Source organism: Sphingorhabdus sp. Alg231-15, assembly GCF_900149705.1.
Lineage (GTDB): Bacteria > Pseudomonadota > Alphaproteobacteria > Sphingomonadales > Sphingomonadaceae > Parasphingorhabdus.
On the sequence record NZ_LT703001.1, the window covers coordinates 2166869 to 2187394 of the forward strand.

A 20526-nucleotide genomic window follows, 5' to 3' on the forward strand; every position below is an offset into this window, starting at 1 on the left:
TCACCCATCCAGATTCGCAAGCCGGCTGGCTTCATCCTCGGCAATCAAGGCATCAACCATCTCACCGAGGCCGCCGCCTTCGACAATTTCGGGCAATTTATGCAGCGTCAGGTTGATCCGGTGATCGGTCACTCGGCCCTGCGGATAGTTGTAGGTGCGGATGCGTTCGGAGCGATCGCCAGAGCCGACCATCGACTTGCGCGCTTCCGCTTCCTCGCTTTGGACAGCATCGCGTTCCTGCTCGTAGAGCCGCGCCGCCAACACCTTCATGGCTTGCGCCTTGTTCTTATGCTGTGATTTGCCATCCTGACACTGAACCACCAAGCCCGTGGGGAGATGGGTGATACGAATCGCGCTGTCGGTCTTGTTAACGTGCTGACCACCTGCGCCGCTTGCCCGATAGGTATCGATGCGCAGGTCTTCGGTGCGGATATCGATATCGACTTCTTCCGGTTCCGGCAGAATAGCCACCGTGGCGGCAGAGGTGTGAATACGCCCGCCGCTTTCCGTTTCGGGCACGCGCTGCACCCGATGGACACCGGATTCGAACTTCAGTTTCGCAAACACGCCCTTGCCATTGATATTGGCGACCACTTCCTTGAACCCGCCCACTTCAGACGCGTTGGCCGAGATCAGCTCGACCTTCCAGCCCTGCTCGTCGGCAAAGCGGCTATACATGCGGTAGAGATCACCGGCAAAAAGCGCCGCTTCATCACCGCCGGTGCCAGCACGAATCTCAAGCATCGCAGGGCGATCATCAGCGCTGTCCCGCGGTAATAATTTCAGCGCCAAGGCATGTTCTGCTTTTTCGAGCGCTTTCTTGACGTCGTCGAACTCATCAGCGGCCATCGCCTTCATCTCGGCATCATCGCCGGCGAGCATTTCTTCGAGACCCGTCTGCTCATCACGCAGGTGCTGGACCTCGGCCGCAGCTTCAGCCACCGGTTCAATCTCGGCATATTCCTTGGACACCTCGACAAATTTGTCACCGTCGAGATTACCAGAAGCCATCATTGCCTGCAGCTCGGCAAAGCGCGCTTCGATCTGGGCGATCCGTTGGGGCGTGATGGTGGTCAATCAAGATCTCCCAACGCTTCAATCGCCGAATCAAGCCTCTCGCTATTAGAGTCTGCGTCATCAAAAACTTTTGCCAATTGGAGCTCCCTGGCTTGTTCAATGACTTCATCCATTGTTAATTCGGATTGTTCACCGGTGGCCAGATTTTTGAACTGCACTTTGCCTGATGCCAGCTCATCTTCACCAATGATGATGGCAGCCAGCGCTCCAGCCTGATTGCTTCGCGCCATCCGCTTCTTAAACTTGCCGCTACCGAAAATCTCACTCGAAAAATCAAAATTTCGCAGCTCGTTTGCTACCGACAGAGCTTTGGTTGTGGCTGCGTCTCCCATCGGAACAACAGCGAGCTCCAATGGTTCAGGCGCAACATCATCAAGCAACATACCCAACCGCTCAATACCAGCTGCCCAACCGACAGCCGGCGTCGCGGGACCGCCCAGCGATTCAATCAGCCCGTCATAACGGCCGCCAGCCAGCACTGTGCCCTGTGCGCCCAGTCGGTCGGTGACAAACTCAAATGCGGTGTGGCGATAATAGTCCAGGCCGCGCACCAGACGGCTATTGCGGGTCCACGCCACCCCACACGCATCCAGCCCCTCAGTCACCTGCGCGAAAAATTCTTGCGCCTCGTCAGACAGATACGCGTCAATTTCCGGCGCGCTGTCGGCAATAGGGCGATCCTGCCGCTCCTTGCTGTCGAGGATGCGCAGCGGATTGCGTTCCAGACGGTCCTGACTGTCCTTGGACAAGTCCGCCTTATGGGCTCGAAAATGATCGACCAGAGCGTCACGCCAGGCATCACGGCTTTCGGCATCGCCCAGAGTGTTAAGCTGTAAGGTCACGCCATCGGATATGCCCAGTTCGTTCAAAAGCTGGTCCGCAAAACACAGCAATTCGACATCTGCCGCCGCTTCGCCTGCACCGATGATCTCGGCATCCAGCTGGTGAAACTGGCGATAGCGACCCTTTTGCGGGCGCTCATAACGGAACAGGGGGCCGTGTGTGGAAAGCTTCATTGGCGCATGTTGCTGCCAACCATTGGTCAGAAAGGCCCGCGAAATACCGGCGGTAAATTCGGGGCGCAGCGTCAGGCTATCGCCGCCGCGATCCTCGAAACTGTACATTTCCTTGGACACGACATCGGTAGTTTCGCCGAGCGAACGGGCAAAAACTGCAGTCGGTTCGAACACCGGCATTTGCACGCCCTTGAACCCATAAAGTCGCCGCACAAACTCAAACGTTTCCACCACATGCTGGAACCGCTCCTGGTCTTCGCCAAATATATCCTGGGTGCCGCGTACCGGTTGCGGCGTCTGAATCTTTGCCATATTTGCCCTTTTATCTTGAGCGCGCTTTAGCCGGTGCTGCGCAAAAGCGAAAGATGGCTTATTTTCTATTGTAAATATCAGTGCTTTTCTTCCCCTCCCTCTGGACGCAGCCGCTAAAAACCGCCATTCAGAGTTCAAGACATTAGACAGGGGATAAAGTGAGTATGCGTCTGGTTGCATTTTTGGGCCTGGTTTTGGCCCTTTCTTTCGTCTCGCCTGCCACCGCCGTTTCCGCCGCCATGCCAGATAAGCTGAGCAAGCCGGCCTATACTGCACCGGAAGACACAATCCCGAAAGCGCAGGATACTCCCTTCCCTGGCACCATGCGGCTGATTGTTGATGCGCGTGACAACAAACAGGGCGTGTTCAGGGTACAACAGTTTATTCCTGTCTCCGGCCCCTCCCGTCTCACTCTGCTATATCCGGAGTGGCTGCCCGGGAATCATGCGCCACGCGGCGAGATTGAAAAGCTGACCGGGCTGCGCATATTGGCGGGTAAAACAGAGCTGCCCTGGATACGTGACAATGTCGACGTTTATGCATTTCACGTGGATATTCCGCCTGGCGTGACAGAAATTGAAGCCCTGTTCCAATTCACCTCTGCCACCACCAGCAATCAGGGTCGTATCGTCATGGCGCCATCCATGCTGAACCTGCGCTGGCATCAGGTATCACTCTATCCGGCCGGCCATTATGTCCGTCAGATACCGGTTGAGGCTACCGCCATTTATCCGGCAGGTTGGCGGGCAGCCAGCGCCATGCGGCCCAAGCCGAGGCAGGAGAAAACCGACAATCTAAACCGCGTAACCTATCAGAAAACCGACTATGATACGCTGGTCGACAGCCCCGTCTTTGCCGGGAAACATTTCCAGACGCACAGGCTTAGTCGCCGCGCGCATCTCAACATTGTTGCCGATGATGGAAAATATCTCAAACCTGCGAAAAGCCATATCGCCAAGCACAGCAAATTGGTGCGAGAGGCCGAGGCCCTGTTTGGCAGTCAGCCTTATGACCGCTACGATTTCTTGCTCGCGCTGACCAAGGAAATGGGCAGCATCGGGATTGAGCATCATCGATCCTCTGAGAACGGGGTGAACCGCGAATATTTCACCAAATGGAATGATGGCCCAGGCCGTCGCAATTTGTTGCCGCATGAAATTGTCCATAGCTGGAACGGCAAATACCGCCGCCCGGTAGGAATGTGGACACCGGATTTTCGCGAGCCCATGCGCGATAACCTGCTTTGGGTCTATGAAGGGCAGACGCAATTTTGGGGCTATGTATTGGGCGCCCGGTCGGGACTTTTTTCGAAGCAGGACACGCTTGATGCCTTCGCTGCAATTGCCGCTGGCATGGATCGGCGCGTTGGACGAGAATGGCGCCCTTTGATCGACACCACCCATGATCCAATCATCTCGGCAAGGCGCCCCAAACCTTGGAGCAGCTGGCAGCGGCAGGAAGATTATTATAATGAAGGCCTGCTCATCTGGCTGGAGGTCGACGGGATAATCCGCCGCGAATCAGGCGGAAAAAGATCGCTCGAAAATTTTGCCCGTACCTTCTTCAAAGGCAAAAATGGCGACTATGGCGTTGTCACCTATCAGCTGACCGACGTCATCGAGGCGCTGAATAACGTACAGCCCTATGACTGGGCCAGCCTCATTGACGAGCGGGTCAATCGGCCAACAACAGAAGCGCCGAAGGACGGGTTGACTCTCGGCGGCTATAAGCTGGTCTACAATGCGACGCCGAGCGACTTTATCCGCGCAAATGACAAACGCCGCAAACAACTTGATCTCAGCCATTCGATCGGCCTGGTGATGAGCGACAAAGGCGTGGTCAAATCGGTAATGTGGGATGGCCCGGCATTCAAGGCAGGTCTGAAAACCGGCCTCACCATCACCGCGATTAATGGCAAGGCCTATAGCGCCGAAATGTTGACGCAAGCGATTGAGGAAAATCGCGGGCAAATGAATAAAATCGAGATATTTGCAAAGAATGACGATCAGTATAGCAATTTTTTGGTCGATTATTCAGGCGGGCTTCGCTATCCGCACCTCGATAAAATAACGGCGGACGAAACCGCCGGAGAGGGTGACCAGACTGAAGGGGGCATTGACCGGCTTTTGAAGCCAAAAACCAGATAATAGGACCATAGCCTATGGACATCACCCAAATTCCTATCGGCGATAACCCGCCGGAAAGCCTCAACGTCATCATTGAAGTTCCTGTTGGCGGTGAACCCGTCAAATATGAATTTGACAAGGCATCCGGCGCACTGTTTGTCGACCGTATCCTGCATACGCCGATGCGCTACCCCGCCAATTACGGGTTTATTCCGCATACTTTGTCACCCGATGGCGATCCATTGGACGCGCTGGTGGTGGCACGTTCGCCCTTCATGCCGGGCTGTGTTGTCAGATGCCGGCCGATCGCGGTTCTCAATCTGGAAGATGAACATGGCGGCGACGAAAAGCTGCTCTGCGTCCCGATTGATGCCACTTTCCCTTATTATCGGGCGATTGGCGAAGGCGGCGATCTGCCTGAGATCGTCATGCAGCAGATCGAGCATTTCTTCACCCATTACAAAGACCTAGAGCCGGAGAAATGGGTCCGGGTTGGCAAATGGGGCGACGCTGAAGACGCACGCAAGGTAGTGCTGGACGCCATCGAACTGGCCAAAACAAAGAAATGAAACGGACGACGCATCTAGCGGTTGGATTGGCTCTGATCGCCAGTCTGGCCGCTTGCGCGACCCCGGAAACCCGGGTCCGCAATGGCTTGATGAGCGCCGGACTGTCCAAACCGATCGCAAGCTGTATGGCCGACCGCATGGTGGACCGCCTGTCTTACGCGCAAATTGACAAGCTCAGCCGCCTCGACAAGCTGCGCAAGCGTGATCCAAGCGATATCAGCGTCAATGAATTTGTGAAGCGGACTAAGGCGTTACAAGATCCCGAAATTCTGGGTGTGGTGACATCATCTGGCCTGGTCTGCGCTGTGAAATAAGACTGTTTCAGTGGTTTATCGAGCGACAAACTCTAACAGGAATTTGGCAACTACTGGGCTTCTATGAATTTCTGCGGCTGATAAGGCATTAGCCCACCAGAGATTTTCGTTGTTCGCCAGCACGATAAGACTGAGCTTTTCCTCAGGAATCTTCAGGTAAATGGCGGAATAGCGATCCGGTTCCCAACCGGAATGCCAATAGAGCCGTTTGCCCTCCCAGTCCTGCGCAAACCACCCCCAGCGATAATCTCCGCGCGGCGGCAATTTCTCAGCGGAAAATATGCGCGCCATCCATGCAGGTGAAAGCAATTTCCCTGCATCCAGCGCCATATCAAACTGGGCCACATGCCTTGCGCTGGCCCTGATTCCCGCTGCCGCCCGAAAATCATCGTCCGAGTGGCTGGCTTTAATATCGCGGCCATTATCCTGAACCGTAAAAGGCGGCGCCAGGAGGCGAAGCGCGGAACCACCGTCCGGATCATGCCAGCCTAGAGCGACATTTTGCATATCCGCCTTAGTTAGAACATGATCCCGCACAATGGCGCGCAGCGGTCTGCCCCCCGCCCCTTCAATGGCCCGATCTATGCGCGCATAGGTCATAGGGTTATAGACAAAGTCGGATCCGACGGGCCCATTGACTCGCATATTGAGACTGTCCGCTAGCGACAATCTGCGAGTGCAGTCTACGGGTGCGATAGGCGTTCCGTCACTATCTTCGCCGCCTCCACCAAACGGAATGCCCGATGTCGAAAACCATTCGCAAAAATCCGGCCAGCGCGGGTCATTGGACAGCGGCAGATCAAGCGATAATCCGCCAGCATCAGCCTCTGCCAATATGGCGGTTGCGGCAATGGGTTTGGTCACTGAAGCTATACCAAAAACAGTGTCCATAGTGGTCGGAACTTCACGCTCATCATCCGATGTTCCCAGTGCCTGTTCCCACACAATCTCACCATCTTTGACAATCACTGCGGTCAGTGCCCGAATGGATTGCGACTTGCGAAAATCAGAAAGGAAGGGACCAAATTCCTCATAGCTATCCATATCGTTTTTCTCCGAAGCCAATGCCATATTACCGAGAGGCAGTATGATCATGGACAGTGACAATAAAACGCCGCCAAACAGGCCTTTGCAAGTCATGGGATATCCTCTTTCACCAAGGGGGGAATGAAAATCACGGTTAGCCCATATTTGCAGAGCTGTTCAGAGATGCAACAAATATCATAAATCGGGGTAGAAATCGGCCCCTGACTGTGCTTTAGCCCTCCGCAAGACTCGCTAACAGAAGATACAGAAAGGCGCTGCACCGTCCCATGAACATCCATGAATATCAGGCCAAAGAACAACTTGCCAAATATGGCATCGGCATCCCTGCGGGCCACGCGGCACTGACCGTTGACGAAGCCGTCGCGGCCGCAGAGAAATTGCCCGGACCGCTTTATGTCGTGAAGGCGCAAATTCACGCGGGCGGACGCGGCAAGGGCAAGTTCAAGGAACTCGGTCCGGATGCAAGCGGCGGCGTACGCCTTTCCAAGTCGGTCGATGCAGTGCGCGATAACGCCACTGAAATGCTCGGCAACACGCTGGTTACGATTCAGACGGGCGACGAAGGCAAACAGGTCAACCGGCTCTATGTCACCGACGGCGTCGATATCGCGGAAGAATATTATCTTTCCATGCTGGTCGACCGTGCAACCGGCCGCATCGCGATGATTGTCTCAACCGAAGGCGGCATGGACATTGAAGATGTCGCGCATAACACGCCCGAAAAGATCAAGACGATTACGATTGATCCAGCGCAAGGCTTCATGCCGCATCATGGCCGGTCGATGGCTTTTGCTCTCGGCCTGTCTGGTGACCTCAACAAGCAAGCCCAGAAACTCGGCAAGCAGCTTTACACCGCTTTCACCGACATGGACTGCGAGATGCTGGAAATTAACCCGCTCGTGGAAACCAACGATGCACAGCTGCTCGTGCTCGACACCAAGATGAGCTTTGACGGCAACGCTCTGATGCGTCACCCGAACCTCATGGAACTGCGCGATGTCACGGAAGAAGATCCGGCAGAAGTCGAAGCGTCCAAATATGACCTCGCTTACATCAAGCTCGACGGCAATATCGGCTGCATGGTCAATGGCGCTGGCCTCGCGATGGCGACCATGGATATCATCAAGCTCAACGGCGCGTTCCCGGCCAACTTCCTCGATGTCGGCGGCGGCGCGACCACAGAAAAAGTGACCGCAGCGTTCAAGATCATTCTGGCCGACCCGGCTGTGGAAGGGATTTTGGTCAATATTTTCGGCGGCATCATGAAATGCGATATTATCGCTGAAGGCATTGTCACCGCAGCGAAGGAAGTCGATCTATCGGTTCCCCTGGTCGTCCGGTTGGAAGGCACCAATGTCGCCAAGGGTAAGGAAATCCTGGCGAATAGCGGTCTGCCGATCGTATCCGCTGACGACCTGGGCGATGCGGCTAAGAAAATTGTTGCGCAAGTGAAAGACGCGGCCTGAACCGCAGCTTAGGCACAAAGTACAGCTAGTCGTGGCCCATGAAAACGGTGATGCTGCGCCGCAACATAGATATTTGACGTTTACGTGAACGTAAGCTAAAGCGTTCTCAGAATTATAAAGAAGGAAACAGCAATGAAAATCCTGGTGCCCGTCAAACGGGTGATAGACTATAATGTGAAACCACGGGTTAAATCCGACGGCAGCGGCGTTGATCTCGCCAATGTCAAAATGTCGATGAACCCATTTGACGAAATTTCTGTCGAAGAAGCGATTCGCCTCAAAGAAGCAGGCAAAGCAGAAGAAATCGTCGCGGTTTCGGTTGGCCCGCAAAAAGCGCAGGAAACCTTACGCACGGCTCTCGCCATGGGTGCAGACCGCGCGATCCTGGTAATGACCGACGACGAAGTCGAGCCATTGGGCGTTGCCAAAATCCTCGCCAAGATCGTTGAAGAAGAAGCACCGAAGCTGGTGATTACCGGCAAACAGGCAATTGACGATGACAGCAACCAGACCGGACAAATGCTCGCAGCATTGCTCGGTTGGGGCCAAGGTACATTCGCTAACACCGTGGATGTCGATGGCGACAGCGTTGAAGTGAAACGTGAAATTGACGGCGGCCTACAGACGGTCAAGCTCAGCTTGCCTGCCGTGGTCACCACCGATCTGCGCCTCAATGAGCCACGCTATGCGTCGCTGCCAAACATCATGAAGGCCAAGAAAAAGCCACTCGATGAGAAAACGCCTGCCGATTATGGCGTCGATATTTCTCCGCGCCTTACCACCACCAATGTCTCCGAACCCCCTGTCCGACAGGCTGGTGAGAAGGTTGAAGATGTGGATGCGCTGGTCGCCAAACTTAAAGCTGTAGGAGCCATCTGATGAAGACTCTTGTACTCGTAGAACATGACAACACAGACATGAAAGACGCGACGCTGGCTGTTGTCACCGCCGCATCGCAACTGGGCGAAGTCCATGCTTTAGTTGCCGGCTCCGGCTGTGCCAGTGTTGGTGAGCAAGCCGCCAAGGTTGCTGGTGTCAGCACCGTGCATGTCGCCGACGATGCCGCGCTTGCCAACCAGCTCGCTGAAAATGTTGCGCCATTGGTCGCTAGCCTGATGGAAAGCCATGATGCTTTCCTCGCGCCCGCCACCACGACCGGTAAAAACATTGCACCGCGCGTCGCTGCTTTGCTCGATGTGATGCAGATTTCTGACATTCTTTCGGTCGAAAGCGAAGACACGTTCACGCGTCCGATTTACGCGGGCAACGCCATCGCAACAGTCAAATCTTCCGACGCGAAGAAAGTCATCACCGTGCGCGGTACGGCTTTTGACAAGGCGGCTGCTGAAGGTGGCTCCGCTGCAATTGAGGGCGTAACCGGCGCAGGCGAATCCGGCCTGTCCAGCTTCGTTAGTGAAGAAATTGCCAAGTCCGAACGTCCGGAACTGACCAGCGCGAAGATCATCGTATCCGGTGGCCGCGCCCTAGGCTCTTCGGAGAAATTCGAAGAAGTGATCACACCATTGGCCGACAAGCTCGGTGCCGGCATCGGTGCTTCACGTGCTGCGGTCGATGCGGGCTATGTCCCGAACGATTATCAGGTCGGCCAAACCGGCAAGATCGTCGCACCAGAGGTCTATATCGCCATCGGCATTTCCGGCGCGATCCAGCATCTCGCGGGCATGAAAGATTCCAAAACAATCGTCGCGATCAACAAAGACGAAGACGCACCGATTTTCCAGATTGCCGATATCGGCCTGGTTGCGGATCTGTTTAACGCCGTTCCGGAGTTGACGGAGAAGGTATAAGCGTTTCGATAAAAGTGGTACTTTGATCGAGGTTGAAAATTTAAGACCCCGGCGTGAAAGCGCTGGGGTTTTTTTATTGGCCCATGAATCAACCAATTATTGCAATAAGTCGGTCATCGAATATTGTCTCACCATGACGAGATTATTATACTTCATTGTTTTCGCTTTCACGGCTATTATTTTATTTAGTCAGCCCGTGGTCGCGCAAAAACAGCCCCTGATACTCAAGCCAACTTCTCAATGGATTGCGAGTTACGACGATGATAGCTGTCGACTGCTCCGTCAATTTGGCTCCGAAGACAAGAATGTGCTGGCAATTTTTAGCAGATTCGGTCCAGGTGATGGATTCCGCCTCACCCTGGGTGGTAAGCCGGTCAAATTGCGGAGCGATAAACGAGCAGCAAAACTGCAATTTGGTCCGTCCGAGAAAGAGCAGGATGTCCATTTTTTCATTGGTAGCTTAGGCGAAGACAGGCCCGCGCTGGTTTTTCAAGGGTTATTAGGTATCGCAGCGCCCAACAAAGCTCCAACACAGAGGATTAGGCAAGGTAGCCGATATTACGAACCCCTGGTCGAACCGGTTAGCGCAGAACGACAAGCAGCCGTAAAATATCTCACAGTCGGGCGCCCGCTTAAGCAATCCGTGCAATTGGAATTGGGCTCCATGGCCAAACCCTTTGCTGCCCTTTCCACTTGCATTGATGAATTGATGACCAATTGGGGCATAGACGTTGAAAAACACAAAACCCTTAGCAGAACAGCACAGCCGGCCAGTGATCCCGGCCGTTGGGTGATCCCTAATGATTATCCAACGGATATGCTCAGCCGGGGGCAGCCTGCTGTAGTCCAATTCAGAGTTGATATTGGTCCCGCTGGAGAAATTAACGGATGCCATATCCAAAAAACCACACGGCCAAAAGACTTCGACGATGCCGTATGCAAGTCTTTGATGAAGCGTGCGCAATTTCTTCCTGCCCTCGATGCAGAGGGGAACCCGATTGCGTCTTACTGGCAAAGCACAGTGCAATTTCAGATTCCGAGATAATCTTCCGGCCATGCCCGGCGTCACCTCTATGGCTCAACGGCTTATTGCGAATTCCACCGTCTTTTTTCTGAAACCTGCCGCTGATATGGCAGTTTCATGACAGCCACCAATTCCTCCAAAACCAAAATCGACAAACGCGAAGTCCTGGCGCAAGCCTTGCTCGATGGAACGCCTTTGACGCAGCTTGCGGAGCGTTTTGTCTCCGCAGGCTATAGCGAAAAAGCCGCCGCTTATGAGGCCGAACGGGCGATGAAGGATCCGCTTTTCAATGCTGGCAAACGGGTCAGCAACCGGCTTCAGAAAAGCCATTGGACAATGGACAATTATCGCCGTCTGCATCGGGTTGATGCGGGAGATGGGGCGGAGATTCCCACCGTCCAGACAATCGACCCTGACCAGTTCTTCCGCGACTATCATCATCGCAATCTGCCGGTAAAACTGACCGGACTGGTCGATCACTGGCCAGCGATGCAGCGCTGGACGCTGGACTATCTGGCCGACAAAATCGGTGATACGGTGGTTGAACTGCAGGGCCAGCGCCTGGCTGGTGATGACTATGAAATGGCCAAGGACCGCCACAAGCGCCATGTGAAATTTTCCGAATTTACCGGCCTGCTGCGCCAGACCGAAAGCAGCAATGATTTCTACATCACTGCCTATAATGACACGGTCAACAAACAGGCGCTGGCGCCGTTATGGGAGGATGTTGGCGATATCTCGCTGCTCAACGCCAGCGGCGGCAATGACGGATTTTTCTGGATGGGGCCAAAGGGTACGATCACGCCGTTTCACCATGACCTGACCAATAATCTGCTCTTGCAAATTTCCGGGCGCAAGCGTGTCACCATGGTCGCCGCCTATGACACAGCCCATATGCGCAACCATCTGCATTGCTTCAGCGAATGGACCGCGCCGGAAGAAATCCGCGCGCTGGGCGATGCCGCGCCAAAGCTATGGCAATGCGATATCGGCCCGGGCGAAGCGATCTTCCTGCCCGTCGGTTGGTGGCACCATGTCGAAGCGCTCGACCACACGATCGGTATGTCGTTCACAAACTTCCCGGTGGATAATGATTTCTATACCGACTATCCGAGTGAGGTGGAGTTTTAAATATAGCGTCGCGAGAACGACCGCTGTTCGATTCTCCGCCCAATTTCAATGAGTTCCGATTGAAGCAATTGGTTTCAATTGATACGACTTATCGCGCCAATCTTTCTGTTCATCGCTAAAAACACCTCTTGGCCGAAAAAATCATTGTCAAATCTCAGACCTCGTCCTAACGGCCCGCTCCCCGATCAGTGGATGGGGCGGACGTCAACGGTCAGGGTTTCATGAAGCCCGCCCGCATGGAGTATCTCTGATACCCGCATGTACGGATGCTGCTTTGTCTCGATTGGTTGCATGAGTAGCTCATACGGTTAGAGCACTAGCTTCAGGCGCTAGGAGAGCGAGTTCGATTCTCGTCTCATCGCACCTTTGGATAGCTCAATGGGAGAGCACGGAAATTGTAATTCCGGTGTTACAGGTTCGAATCCTGTTCCACTCTTGGTCTTAAAAAGACCCCAGCACTCATAATGCTGTTTGAGAATATACCGGGTTCGGGGACCGGCATGTGAATGGCGCGGCGTCTGCGGCGGGCGGGAATCTTCGGATTTCCAAACGCCAAGGTCAAAGTGCCTGCCACCATGCCAAACGGTTCGGCTAATGCGTGATGATGGCGCTGTGCCGGGGTCGATAGGAGATGTTTTCGAACGCCTCCTCATCCGCCCCGCGCGCTGCAATATCCGCTCCGCCTTGGCCCGCCGCGCGGCATGCCACCGGTCCCTGGATCTTATCCGGGGCCTGTTTGATCGGGACCAAGTCTATGGCCAATTCCGGCCATGGCAAATGAAGAAGGAGATTGGCGTGAGCTGATATTTGAGTGAGTATTATGTTGTATTTGATTGACAAGCTGATGGGCCGCACACGGGTAACCATCAATGAAAACGAACGGGCGATCTGGCTTTATAAAGGCGAGGTACGCGGTATATTGGGAGCGGGCGAGCATGTCCTGCCAAACTGGCGGAAGCAATTGCGCATCGAGCGCATGGCGCTGAACAGTGCCGCTTTTGTTTCGGCCTATGAAAAGGCGCTTTTCGAAAAAGCACCGGATCAGGCGGATGCGCATCTGACCCAGTACCGGACCGGAACGCACGAGATTGCTGTCATAGAATGCGACGGACGGGTACATTCCGTCCTCTCACCGGATAGCAAGCTCACGGTCTGGACCGATGCCGGTCCGTGGAAAGCAGAGGTCGTTCCGCTGGAAACCAATCCAGTGATCGCACCGGCTTTGCTGCAGCGGCTGATGAAAGCCGGCGTGGCAAGCCTGCTTTCCAATGTCCGGATCATCGAGGTGGACAAAGGCCAGATTGGCTTGCTCACTGTCGATGGTCAGATTGCCGGTGAATTGACGCCTGGTATCTATGGCTACTGGATGGTTGGTCAAAAGGTGGTCGTGAAGATCGTTAATCTGACGCGGCAGCCGCTCGACGTAACCGGTCAGGAGCTATTGACCAAGGATCGCGTCACTTTGCGGATCAACATCTCGGCGGAATACCGGGTGGTTGATCCGGTCAAGGCCGTGACTGAGGTCAAGGACTTTGTCGATGCGCTTTACCGGGCGCTGCAATATGCGTTCCGGAAAACGCTGGGCGCGATGACGCTCGACCAGATCCTCGAAAAGCAGGTGACGGTTGACGCCGAAGCGGCTCAGAAAGTCCGGAGCGATATGGCGGCCATTGGTCTGGAAGTATCCGAGATCATCCTGAAGGACGTGATCCTGCCGGGTGAAATGCGGGAGCTTTTGAACCAGGTTGTTTCTGCGCAGAAAGCGGCAGAAGCTAACGTCATCAAGCGGCGGGAAGAAACGAACGCAACGCGGTCGCTTTTGAACACCGCAAAGGTGATGGCCGATAACCCGGTCATGCTGCGGCTGAAAGAGCTCGAAGCTCTGGAAAGCATTGCCGGAAAAGTGGACCGGTTGACGGTCAACAACGGCACCAGCGGTTTGATGAACGATATCGTCAAATTGACGGACGGTTAGTCAGCCACCAAGGAAGGGCGCGGTAGCAATATCGCGCCCTTTTCGTTTATACGGTGAACGATTCCCCGCACCCGCAATCGCCTTTGCTATTGGGGTTGTTAAACACGAAGCCGGCGGTGAAATCATCTTCCTGCCAGTCCATGGTCGAGCCGACGAGATATAATACGCTTGGGCCATCGACATAGAACACGCCGCCGGGAGTAACGATCTTCTCGTCAAATTTCACTTCCTCGGTAACATAGTCGACCGAGTAAGCGAGGCCTGAACAACCTCTGCGCGGAGTAGATAGTTTCACGCCGATGACGTCATCCGGTGCTTTCGCCATCAGGTCGGCGACGCGTTGCTCTGCGGCAGGCGTCAGGATGATTGCCGCCGGAATTTCTCTGGTTTTGGTTTGTGTATCGGTCATATCTAAAGCCTTTTCTGCCAAAACAATGCTCTGCCCATTTCAGGATCGAGCACATAGTCGCCATAGCCCAATGACGCGTAGAGCGCCTTTGCCGGTGCGTTGCCTTCCAGCACTTCCAGAGTGACTTTGCAGGCGCCGGCTTCTTGGGCGATGGTTTCAATTTCCGCGAACAGCGCGCGCCCGACGCCGCTGCCGCGATGCTCTTTGGTCACCACTATATCATGAATGTTAATCAATGGCTTTGCGCCAAAGGATGAAAATGTCGTCATCAGATTGGCAAGCCCCGCGACCTCGCCACCAACATAGGCGAGCAAGGAAGAGGCCGCTGGTGTCGCGGCTAGTCCGGGCACTAGATTTTCCTGCACTTCCGGGGACAGATCTGCACCGCCGCCCATCGGATCCATCGCATAGACACGCAGCATCGCGACAATATCTGCCGCGTGATCTGCATCGGCATAGTCCGCGCGAATGACGGTGGCCGCTGATGCGTTGGAAAGAGTTGCCGTTGCCGTCATAGCATTCCCAGTTCGAGCTTCGCTTCGTCGCTCATCTTCTGGGGGTCCCATGGCGGGTCCCAGACGAGGTTCACTTCGCTATGGCCGACGCCAGGCACGCTGCCGACTTGCATTTCGATTTCACCGGGCATGGATTCAGCCACCGGGCAATGCGGCGTGGTCAGGGTCATGGTGACAATGGCGTGATTGTCTGGGGTAATCTCGACACCATAGATCAAGCCAAGATCATAGATGTTCACCGGAATCTCAGGGTCATAAATCGACTTCAAGGTATCGACCACCGCTTCATAGAGATCGCCGCCCGCTTCACCAGCCGGTGTGCCGGTCGGCTGCTGCGCCAGAAAGCCCTCGAGATAGTCGCGTTTGCGATTCAGTTTGCTGGCATCGCTTTCCGCTTCATAGGGCGACGGCGCCATAACCGGTGCAGGCTTTTCTGCGGGGGCATCTTCAACCGCATCTTCGACCTTTGCCAAAGGCGGCTTTTCGACGCTGTCGACTTCTTCGACCAATATTTTGCGTTCTTCGTTCATTGTCTTTCCCTACCCGAAAATCTTTCTCACCCGTTCGATACCCTTGACTAGGGCTGCGACATCTTCTGCATCGCTGTAAATTCCAAAGCTGGCTCGCGCCGTTGCCGGCACACCGAGATAGTCCATCAGCGGCTGTGCACAATGATGACCCGCACGAATCGCAACACCTCCCTCATCCAATATGGTGGCGACGTCATGCGGATGCACGTCTCCTATGGCGAAACTCAATATGCCCATGCTCTTTTCAGGGCCAAAAACGCGCACGCTGTTGATTCCCGACAATGCTTCACGCGCACTGGCAAGCGTTGCGTTTTCGTGGGCGGAGATAACATCCAGTCCAATGGCTTCAACATATTGGATTGCGGTATCAAGACCGACAACGCCTGCAATATGTGGGGTGCCCGCTTCGAAGCGACCCGGCGGCGACGCATAGCTGGTGCCGTCAAAGCTCACCCGGTCAATCATCGAGCCGCCACCCTTCCATGGGAGCATGGCGTCAAGAATCTCATAGGGCGCCCAGAGCGCTCCGATGCCGGTTGGGCCATAGATTTTATGCCCGGAAAAGACATAAAAATCACAACCCATATCTTGCACATCAACGGGCAATCGCGGTGCCGCCTGACAGCCGTCAAGCAACAGTTTTGCGCCGACTTTATGAGCGATGACCGCCGCCCTTTTGGCGTCGAGCAATGATCCCAATACATTGGACACATGAGCCAAGGCGACCAGCTTATGCTGCTCGGTCAGATTGACTTCGATCCAATCGAGATCAACCTGGCCATCGTCGGTGAGCGGAGCGACATCGATATGCGCTCCGACTCGCTCTGCGAGCAATTGCCACGGCACGATATTGCTGTGATGCTCCAGCTGCGACAGCATGATCCGGTCATCTTTGCCGACATTCGCATTGCCCCAGCTTTCAGCGACCAGATTGATGCTGTCGGTCGCGCCGCTGGTGAAGACAATTTCATTCTCACTGGCCGCATTCAGGAAACCGGCCAACCGTTTGCGTGCCGCTTCATAAGCAAGCGTCATATTGGCCGAGCGTTCATACACGCCGCGATGGACGGTTGCGTAGTCCGGACCATAGGCGCGCGCGATCGCATCAAGCACCGCCTTCGGTTTTTGCGCCGTGGCAGCCGTGTCGAGATAATGCCAATCACCGGCGATCCCGGGAAAGTCGGCGCGATACCTTGTCTTGATGGCAGACATTTCGTTCATGACAACCGCTCCAGCGCTTCAAGCGCCTTGCTCTCAATCGCCTCGCGGGCTGCATCGTCTTCCATGCTTACAAAGGCATCGGCGATAAACGCCTGCAGCATTAATTTCTGGGCCAGTTCCGGCGGCAATCCGCGCGACGCCATATAGAAAAGCGCCTGCTTGTCGAGTTCACCAACGGTTGCGCCATGGGCACATTTCACATCGTCGGCAAAGATCTCCAGCTCTGGCTTGGCATTGGCGGTCGCGGTGCGGTCGAGCAACATGGCTTTGACCGACTGAGCCGCGTCCGTTTTTTGGGCATCGCGCACAACATTGATCCGACCGAGAAAACTGCCAGTAGCTTTGCCTGCCAGCACCGAGCGCACGACCTGATTGGAGGTTGCATTGGGCTCCGCGTGAATGGTCTCCGTGACAATTTCCAGCGTCTGCGTTCCGCTGCCCAATATCGCACCGCCCAATTCAAAATGCGCGCCCTTGCCTAATGTGACTTTGACCTGAATCCGGCCATAATCGGCGGCACTGGCCAGCACATGCAAGGCGAAGGTTGCATTGTCACCAATGCTGATGTCGAGATCAACTATTCCGACATCATCGATAATCGGTAGCGTGGTAATTTGGCGGGAAGCCGTTTCGCCATCCGCAACTGTCACCTTTTCGGGCCCGTCCAGCTTTGGCCAGACCGGTTCCAGCGCCTTCAGATCGGCATAGCGCCAGGCTTCATCACGCTTGGTGGGGAGAGGAAGTGTTGCTGACATTATCGGGAACCTTCCAATTCGCGGCGCAGCTTGGCCATTAGCTTGGGTTTTTCTGCCTCAACACAGGCCTTGATGCCGCTGTCGCCCGTCGCACCATCGCGGATGCAGCGCACAGTTGTTTTGCAAAGCCGTTTATCCAAATTGACATTGCCGGAAGACTTGTCGAGCGAGCAGGTGAAACGCCCTTTTTGGTCTTTGCCAACCATCGCCGATATACTGTTCAATCGCCGTCCAATGACGACAATCTCATCCTCGACCGCCCCATTCTCGGCCGCCTCATCCTCGACCGAAGGCGCAACCGGTTGCACTGCTGCCAGCAAGAGAATAGTCAAAATCATGCGGCCACCGCCTCATAGCCTTCTTCTTCGAGCTGCAATGCAAGCTCCGGCCCACCGGTTTTGACGATCCGGCCACCTGCAAGCACATGGACATAATCCGGCTTCACCAAATCGAGCAGGCGTTGATAGTGCGTGATCAGCAAGACCGCCTTGTCCGGCTTGCGCATAATCGCGTTAATGCCGGACCCGACGACGCGCAGCGCATCAATGTCGAGGCCGCTATCCGTCTCGTCGAGAATCGCGAGCTTGGGATCAATAATCCCCATCTGCACCATCTCGTTGCGCTTCTTTTCGCCTCCGGAAAAGCCGACATTGACCGCACGCTTGAGCATATCCATGTCCATTTTCAGCAGGCCGGCCTTTTCCTTGGCCAGCTTGATGAATTCCGCACCGGAAAGCGGTTCCTCACCGCGCGACTTGCGCTGGCTGTTGAGGCTTTCGCGGAGGAACTGCAGGTTGGACACACCAGGAATTTCAACCGGATATTGGAAGCCGAGGAAAATGCCCGCTGCAGCACGTTCATGCGGATCGAGTTCCAGCAAGTCCTGTCCGTCAAAGTTCACACTTCCAGAGGTGATCTCATAACCGGGCCGTCCTCCCAGCGCATAAGACAGCGTCGACTTACCCGCGCCATTGGGGCCCATGATCGCATGGATTTCACCCGCATTGAGTTCGAGCGAAAGCCCTTTGAGGATTTCTGTATCGCCTGCATTGGCGTGGAGGTTTTCAATTTTTAGCATTTTTTCCGTTTCTTTTCCTCAGGTACATAGCTGTCAATCCGATCACCATCGGCACCAATCCAGCAATCAAAATATGTGGCCAACTCATTGTACACACGCTTTCATAAGTCCTTCACCTTTGGACGAGGGGGTTGAGTGCGTTTCACCATATACGCTGGTGCTAGGTTCGGTCATCACTATCCAACCGACCCCTCAAGCGAAATCGCCAGCAGCTTCTGCGCTTCCACCGCAAATTCCATCGGCAATTGTTTCAGCACATCCTTGGCAAAGCCATTGACGATCAGCGATACCGCTTCTTCCTCGTCCAGCCCGCGTTGCTGGGCGTAGAACATCTGGTCATCGCTAATCTTGGAGGTTGTGGCCTCATGCTCTATCTGCGCGGTCGGGTTTTTTACCTCGATATAGGGCACGGTATGTGCGCCACAGGTGTCGCCGAGCAGCAGCGAGTCACATTGCGTGAAATTGCGGACATTTTCTGCATTCGCGCCGACGCGGACCAGACCGCGATAGGTGTTGTCGGACTTACCGGCGCTGATACCCTTCGAGATAATCGTTGAACGGCTGTTCTTGCCATTGTGGATCATCTTGGTGCCGGTATCGGCCTGCTGATAGTTATTGGTCAAAGCGACCGAGTAAAATTCGCCCACACTATTTTCACCGTTCAAGACGCAGCTGGGATATTTCCAGGTCACCGCGCTGCCGGTCTCGACCTGGGTCCAGGAGATTTTACTGTTCTTGCCCTGGCACAGACCACGCTTGGTCACAAAATTGTAAATCCCGCCCTTGCCGTCTTCATCGCCGGGATACCAGTTTTGCACAGTACTATATTTAATCTCTGCATCATCCATCGCGACAAGCTCGACGACCGCGGCATGCAGCTGGTTTTCATCACGCATCGGCGCGGTACAGCCTTCGAGATATGATACATAGCTGCCTTCATCGGCGACGATCAATGTGCGCTCAAACTGGCCGGTATTTTCCGCATTGATCCGGAAATAGGTGGAAAGCTCCATCGGGCAGCGAACGCCCTTGGGAATATAAACAAAGGTCCCATCGCTAAACACGGCGCAATTGAGCGTCGCGAAGTAATTATCCTTCATCGGCACGACCTTGCCGAGATATTTGCGGACCAGATCGGGATATTCCTTGATTGCTTCGGAAATGGAACGGAAGATCACACCCGCTTCTTCCAGCTCTTCACGGAAAGTGGTCGCCACCGATACACTGTCAAATACGGCATCCACAGCGACCTTGCGTGCGCCTTCGACGCCGGCGAGGACTTTCTGCTCTTCAATTGGAATGCCGAGTTTCTCGTACACGCGCAGGATTTCGGGATCGACCTCATCGAGGCTGTTCAGCTTCGGCTTCGCCTTGGGCTCGGCATAGTAATAAGCATCCTGATAATCGATCATCGGGATGTCGAGCTTCGCCCAATCCGGACTTTCCATGGTTTCCCACATGCGAAAAGCCTTGAGGCGCCAGTCCAGCATCCATTGCGGCTCGCCTTTCTTGTCGGAAATGAAGCGCACCGTATCTTCGTTCAGGCCCTTGGGAGCAAAATCCTGCTCGATGTCGGACGACCAACCAAATTCATAATTGCTGGCATTGTCCACAGCCGCTTGGGCTTCGGCGTTCATTGCCGCGCGCTCGTCCTGCTCCTGGAGATCCGTTTTCACTTCTTCGCTCATAACGCTTGTTCCATAGATTTTATTTTCTGTGTGGCGGGGAATTCCGAAAGGCTTGCCAGGCTCACATCATCCAGTGCTTTGCGGATCGCCTGGTTCACTACGCCCCAATGCGGCTTAACCGTACAATTATCTTCCAGCGCGCAGTCATGATTGCCTTCAATGGTGCAGCAGGTAATGGCCAGCGGCCCTTCAACGGCCTCAACAATATCGGCAAGGCTGATCGATGCCGGAGGCCGCGCCAGCCTGATCCCACCGCCGATGCCGCGGGTCGATTCGATCAATCCGGCGGCCGACAGGCGGCTGACAAGTTTTTGCGTTGTTGGCAACGGAACACCGGTTTCCTGTGACAAGGTCGATGCGTTCATCTTGCCCTCTGCCAACAGCGCAGCACCGCAGTGCCGCGAGGCAGCGGACATTATGACAACAGCATAGTCGGCAAGGCTGGAAAGCCGCATGAAACGTCTC

21 protein-coding genes and 1 tRNA gene are annotated in these 20526 nt (G+C 54.8%); 10 read left to right on the forward strand and 12 right to left on the reverse strand.

The features are described from left to right. Both prfA and hisS read right to left on the reverse strand, forming a co-directional pair. Window positions 1-1077, reverse strand: coding sequence for a peptide chain release factor 1 (prfA, locus tag DG177_RS10625; protein ID WP_108811454.1), 1077 nt, complete (start codon window positions 1075-1077; stop codon window positions 1-3). Continuing rightward, a complete protein-coding gene (hisS, locus tag DG177_RS10630; protein ID WP_108811455.1) occupies window positions 1074-2405 on the reverse strand; it encodes a histidine--tRNA ligase in 1332 nt (443 codons plus the stop codon). Before hisS ends, prfA begins: the two co-directional genes overlap by 4 nt. A 164-nt stretch (window positions 2406-2569) precedes the next feature. Here hisS and DG177_RS10635 point away from each other — a divergent pair, with 164 nt between their 5' ends. Genes DG177_RS10635 through DG177_RS10645 form a run of 3 tightly spaced genes read left to right on the forward strand, consistent with a single transcriptional unit; the run spans window position 2570 to window position 5414 of the window. Then, window positions 2570-4552 carry a M61 family metallopeptidase gene (locus tag DG177_RS10635; protein ID WP_108811456.1) on the forward strand — a complete coding sequence of 661 codons (1983 nt, stop codon included), beginning with the start codon at window positions 2570-2572 and terminating at the stop codon, window positions 4550-4552. A 14-nt stretch (window positions 4553-4566) separates the two neighbouring features. Beyond that, on the forward strand, window positions 4567-5100 hold the full coding sequence (gene ppa / locus DG177_RS10640; RefSeq protein ID WP_108811457.1) for an inorganic diphosphatase: 534 nt from the start codon (window positions 4567-4569) through the stop codon (window positions 5098-5100). Then, window positions 5097-5414: a hypothetical protein gene (locus DG177_RS10645; protein WP_108811458.1), complete on the forward strand. Its 318-nt coding sequence runs from the start codon at window positions 5097-5099 to the stop codon at window positions 5412-5414. The genes ppa and DG177_RS10645 overlap by 4 nt, the downstream gene beginning before the upstream one ends. A 15-nt stretch (window positions 5415-5429) precedes the next feature. Here DG177_RS10645 and DG177_RS10650 read toward each other — a convergent pair whose 3' ends face one another. Then, the gene (locus DG177_RS10650) at window positions 5430-6554 is read right to left on the reverse strand and encodes a serine hydrolase (RefSeq protein WP_108811459.1); all 1125 of its coding nucleotides are present in this window, start codon (window positions 6552-6554) and stop codon (window positions 5430-5432) included. Window positions 6555-6727: 173 nt separating this feature from the next. Here DG177_RS10650 and sucC point away from each other — a divergent pair, with 173 nt between their 5' ends. From sucC to DG177_RS10695, 7 genes are all read left to right on the forward strand, one after another. Further along, window positions 6728-7927, forward strand: a complete 1200-nt coding sequence (sucC, locus tag DG177_RS10655; protein ID WP_108811460.1) for an ADP-forming succinate--CoA ligase subunit beta — start codon at window positions 6728-6730, stop codon at window positions 7925-7927. A gap of 132 nt (window positions 7928-8059) precedes the next feature. Beyond that, on the forward strand, window positions 8060-8806 hold the full coding sequence (locus DG177_RS10660) for an electron transfer flavoprotein subunit beta/FixA family protein (RefSeq protein ID WP_108811461.1): 747 nt from the start codon (window positions 8060-8062) through the stop codon (window positions 8804-8806). Then, the gene (locus tag DG177_RS10665) at window positions 8806-9735 is read left to right on the forward strand and encodes an FAD-binding protein (protein WP_108811462.1); all 930 of its coding nucleotides are present in this window, start codon (window positions 8806-8808) and stop codon (window positions 9733-9735) included. The genes DG177_RS10660 and DG177_RS10665 overlap by 1 nt, the downstream gene beginning before the upstream one ends. A gap of 22 nt (window positions 9736-9757) precedes the next feature. After that, the gene (locus tag DG177_RS10670) at window positions 9758-10780 is read left to right on the forward strand and encodes an energy transducer TonB (protein WP_108811463.1); all 1023 of its coding nucleotides are present in this window, start codon (window positions 9758-9760) and stop codon (window positions 10778-10780) included. Window positions 10781-10876: 96 nt separating this feature from the next. Next, window positions 10877-11890 (forward strand): cupin-like domain-containing protein, encoded by a 1014-nt coding sequence (locus DG177_RS10675; RefSeq protein ID WP_108811464.1) that lies wholly within the window; start codon window positions 10877-10879, stop codon window positions 11888-11890. A gap of 289 nt (window positions 11891-12179) precedes the next feature. Next, window positions 12180-12253 (forward strand) — tRNA-Leu (locus DG177_RS10680). Window positions 12254-12710: 457 nt separating this feature from the next. Then, a complete protein-coding gene (locus DG177_RS10695) occupies window positions 12711-13865 on the forward strand; it encodes a slipin family protein (RefSeq protein WP_337659030.1) in 1155 nt (384 codons plus the stop codon). A 46-nt stretch (window positions 13866-13911) separates the two neighbouring features. Here the strand turns inward: DG177_RS10695 and DG177_RS10700 are convergent, their stop codons facing one another. The 9 genes from DG177_RS10700 to DG177_RS10740 all read right to left on the reverse strand — a co-directional run bounded on the left by DG177_RS10700 (window position 13912) and on the right by DG177_RS10740 (window position 20516). Further along, window positions 13912-14274, reverse strand: a complete 363-nt coding sequence (locus DG177_RS10700) for an iron-sulfur cluster assembly accessory protein (RefSeq protein ID WP_108811466.1) — start codon at window positions 14272-14274, stop codon at window positions 13912-13914. Between the two features lie 2 nt (window positions 14275-14276). After that, entirely contained in the window at window positions 14277-14789 is a 513-nt protein-coding gene (locus DG177_RS10705; protein ID WP_108811467.1) for a GNAT family N-acetyltransferase, read from the reverse strand. Next, window positions 14786-15319, reverse strand: coding sequence for an SUF system Fe-S cluster assembly protein (locus DG177_RS10710; RefSeq protein ID WP_108811468.1), 534 nt, complete (start codon window positions 15317-15319; stop codon window positions 14786-14788). The genes DG177_RS10705 and DG177_RS10710 overlap by 4 nt, the downstream gene beginning before the upstream one ends. 9 nt (window positions 15320-15328) lie before the next feature. After that, complete coding sequence (locus DG177_RS10715) at window positions 15329-16540, reverse strand: SufS family cysteine desulfurase (RefSeq protein WP_443216417.1); 1212 nt, start codon at window positions 16538-16540, stop codon at window positions 15329-15331. Continuing rightward, window positions 16537-17295, reverse strand: coding sequence for a SufD family Fe-S cluster assembly protein (locus DG177_RS10720; protein ID WP_108811469.1), 759 nt, complete (start codon window positions 17293-17295; stop codon window positions 16537-16539). The genes DG177_RS10715 and DG177_RS10720 overlap by 4 nt, the downstream gene beginning before the upstream one ends. Next, window positions 17295-17633, reverse strand: coding sequence for a hypothetical protein (locus DG177_RS10725; protein ID WP_108811470.1), 339 nt, complete (start codon window positions 17631-17633; stop codon window positions 17295-17297). The genes DG177_RS10720 and DG177_RS10725 overlap by 1 nt, the downstream gene beginning before the upstream one ends. Then, a complete protein-coding gene (gene sufC / locus DG177_RS10730; protein WP_108811471.1) occupies window positions 17630-18373 on the reverse strand; it encodes a Fe-S cluster assembly ATPase SufC in 744 nt (247 codons plus the stop codon). The genes DG177_RS10725 and sufC overlap by 4 nt, the downstream gene beginning before the upstream one ends. Window positions 18374-18549: 176 nt before the next feature. Continuing rightward, entirely contained in the window at window positions 18550-20010 is a 1461-nt protein-coding gene (gene sufB / locus DG177_RS10735; RefSeq protein ID WP_108812926.1) for a Fe-S cluster assembly protein SufB, read from the reverse strand. 47 nt (window positions 20011-20057) lie between these two features. After that, on the reverse strand, window positions 20058-20516 hold the full coding sequence (locus DG177_RS10740; protein WP_108811472.1) for an SUF system Fe-S cluster assembly regulator: 459 nt from the start codon (window positions 20514-20516) through the stop codon (window positions 20058-20060). Window positions 20517-20526 lie beyond the last annotated feature (10 nt).

Excerpts from the sequence above, each read along its gene's own strand:
- DG177_RS10650 (WP_108811459.1), bottom strand. The coding sequence starts at position 6,554 with ATGACTTGCAAAGGCCTGTTTGGCGGCGTTTTATTGTCACTGTCCATG.
- DG177_RS10720 (WP_108811469.1), bottom strand. The coding sequence starts at position 17,295 with ATGTCAGCAACACTTCCTCTCCCCACCAAGCGTGATGAAGCCTGGCGC.
- sucC (WP_108811460.1), top strand. The coding sequence starts at position 6,728 with ATGAACATCCATGAATATCAGGCCAAAGAACAACTTGCCAAATATGGC.
- DG177_RS10700 (WP_108811466.1), bottom strand. The coding sequence starts at position 14,274 with ATGACCGATACACAAACCAAAACCAGAGAAATTCCGGCGGCAATCATC.
- sufC (WP_108811471.1), bottom strand. The coding sequence starts at position 18,373 with ATGCTAAAAATTGAAAACCTCCACGCCAATGCAGGCGATACAGAAATC.
- DG177_RS10665 (WP_108811462.1), top strand. The coding sequence starts at position 8,806 with ATGAAGACTCTTGTACTCGTAGAACATGACAACACAGACATGAAAGAC.
- DG177_RS10635 (WP_108811456.1), top strand. The coding sequence starts at position 2,570 with ATGCGTCTGGTTGCATTTTTGGGCCTGGTTTTGGCCCTTTCTTTCGTC.
- DG177_RS10695 (WP_337659030.1), top strand. The coding sequence starts at position 12,711 with ATGTTGTATTTGATTGACAAGCTGATGGGCCGCACACGGGTAACCATC.
- DG177_RS10705 (WP_108811467.1), bottom strand. The coding sequence starts at position 14,789 with ATGACGGCAACGGCAACTCTTTCCAACGCATCAGCGGCCACCGTCATT.
- sufB (WP_108812926.1), bottom strand. The coding sequence starts at position 20,010 with ATGAACGCCGAAGCCCAAGCGGCTGTGGACAATGCCAGCAATTATGAA.
- DG177_RS10675 (WP_108811464.1), top strand. The coding sequence starts at position 10,877 with ATGACAGCCACCAATTCCTCCAAAACCAAAATCGACAAACGCGAAGTC.
- ppa (WP_108811457.1), top strand. The coding sequence starts at position 4,567 with ATGGACATCACCCAAATTCCTATCGGCGATAACCCGCCGGAAAGCCTC.
- DG177_RS10715 (WP_443216417.1), bottom strand. The coding sequence starts at position 16,540 with ATGAACGAAATGTCTGCCATCAAGACAAGGTATCGCGCCGACTTTCCC.
- hisS (WP_108811455.1), bottom strand. The coding sequence starts at position 2,405 with ATGGCAAAGATTCAGACGCCGCAACCGGTACGCGGCACCCAGGATATA.
- DG177_RS10660 (WP_108811461.1), top strand. The coding sequence starts at position 8,060 with ATGAAAATCCTGGTGCCCGTCAAACGGGTGATAGACTATAATGTGAAA.
- DG177_RS10740 (WP_108811472.1), bottom strand. The coding sequence starts at position 20,516 with ATGCGGCTTTCCAGCCTTGCCGACTATGCTGTTGTCATAATGTCCGCT.
- DG177_RS10710 (WP_108811468.1), bottom strand. The coding sequence starts at position 15,319 with ATGAACGAAGAACGCAAAATATTGGTCGAAGAAGTCGACAGCGTCGAA.
- DG177_RS10645 (WP_108811458.1), top strand. The coding sequence starts at position 5,097 with ATGAAACGGACGACGCATCTAGCGGTTGGATTGGCTCTGATCGCCAGT.
- DG177_RS10725 (WP_108811470.1), bottom strand. The coding sequence starts at position 17,633 with ATGATTTTGACTATTCTCTTGCTGGCAGCAGTGCAACCGGTTGCGCCT.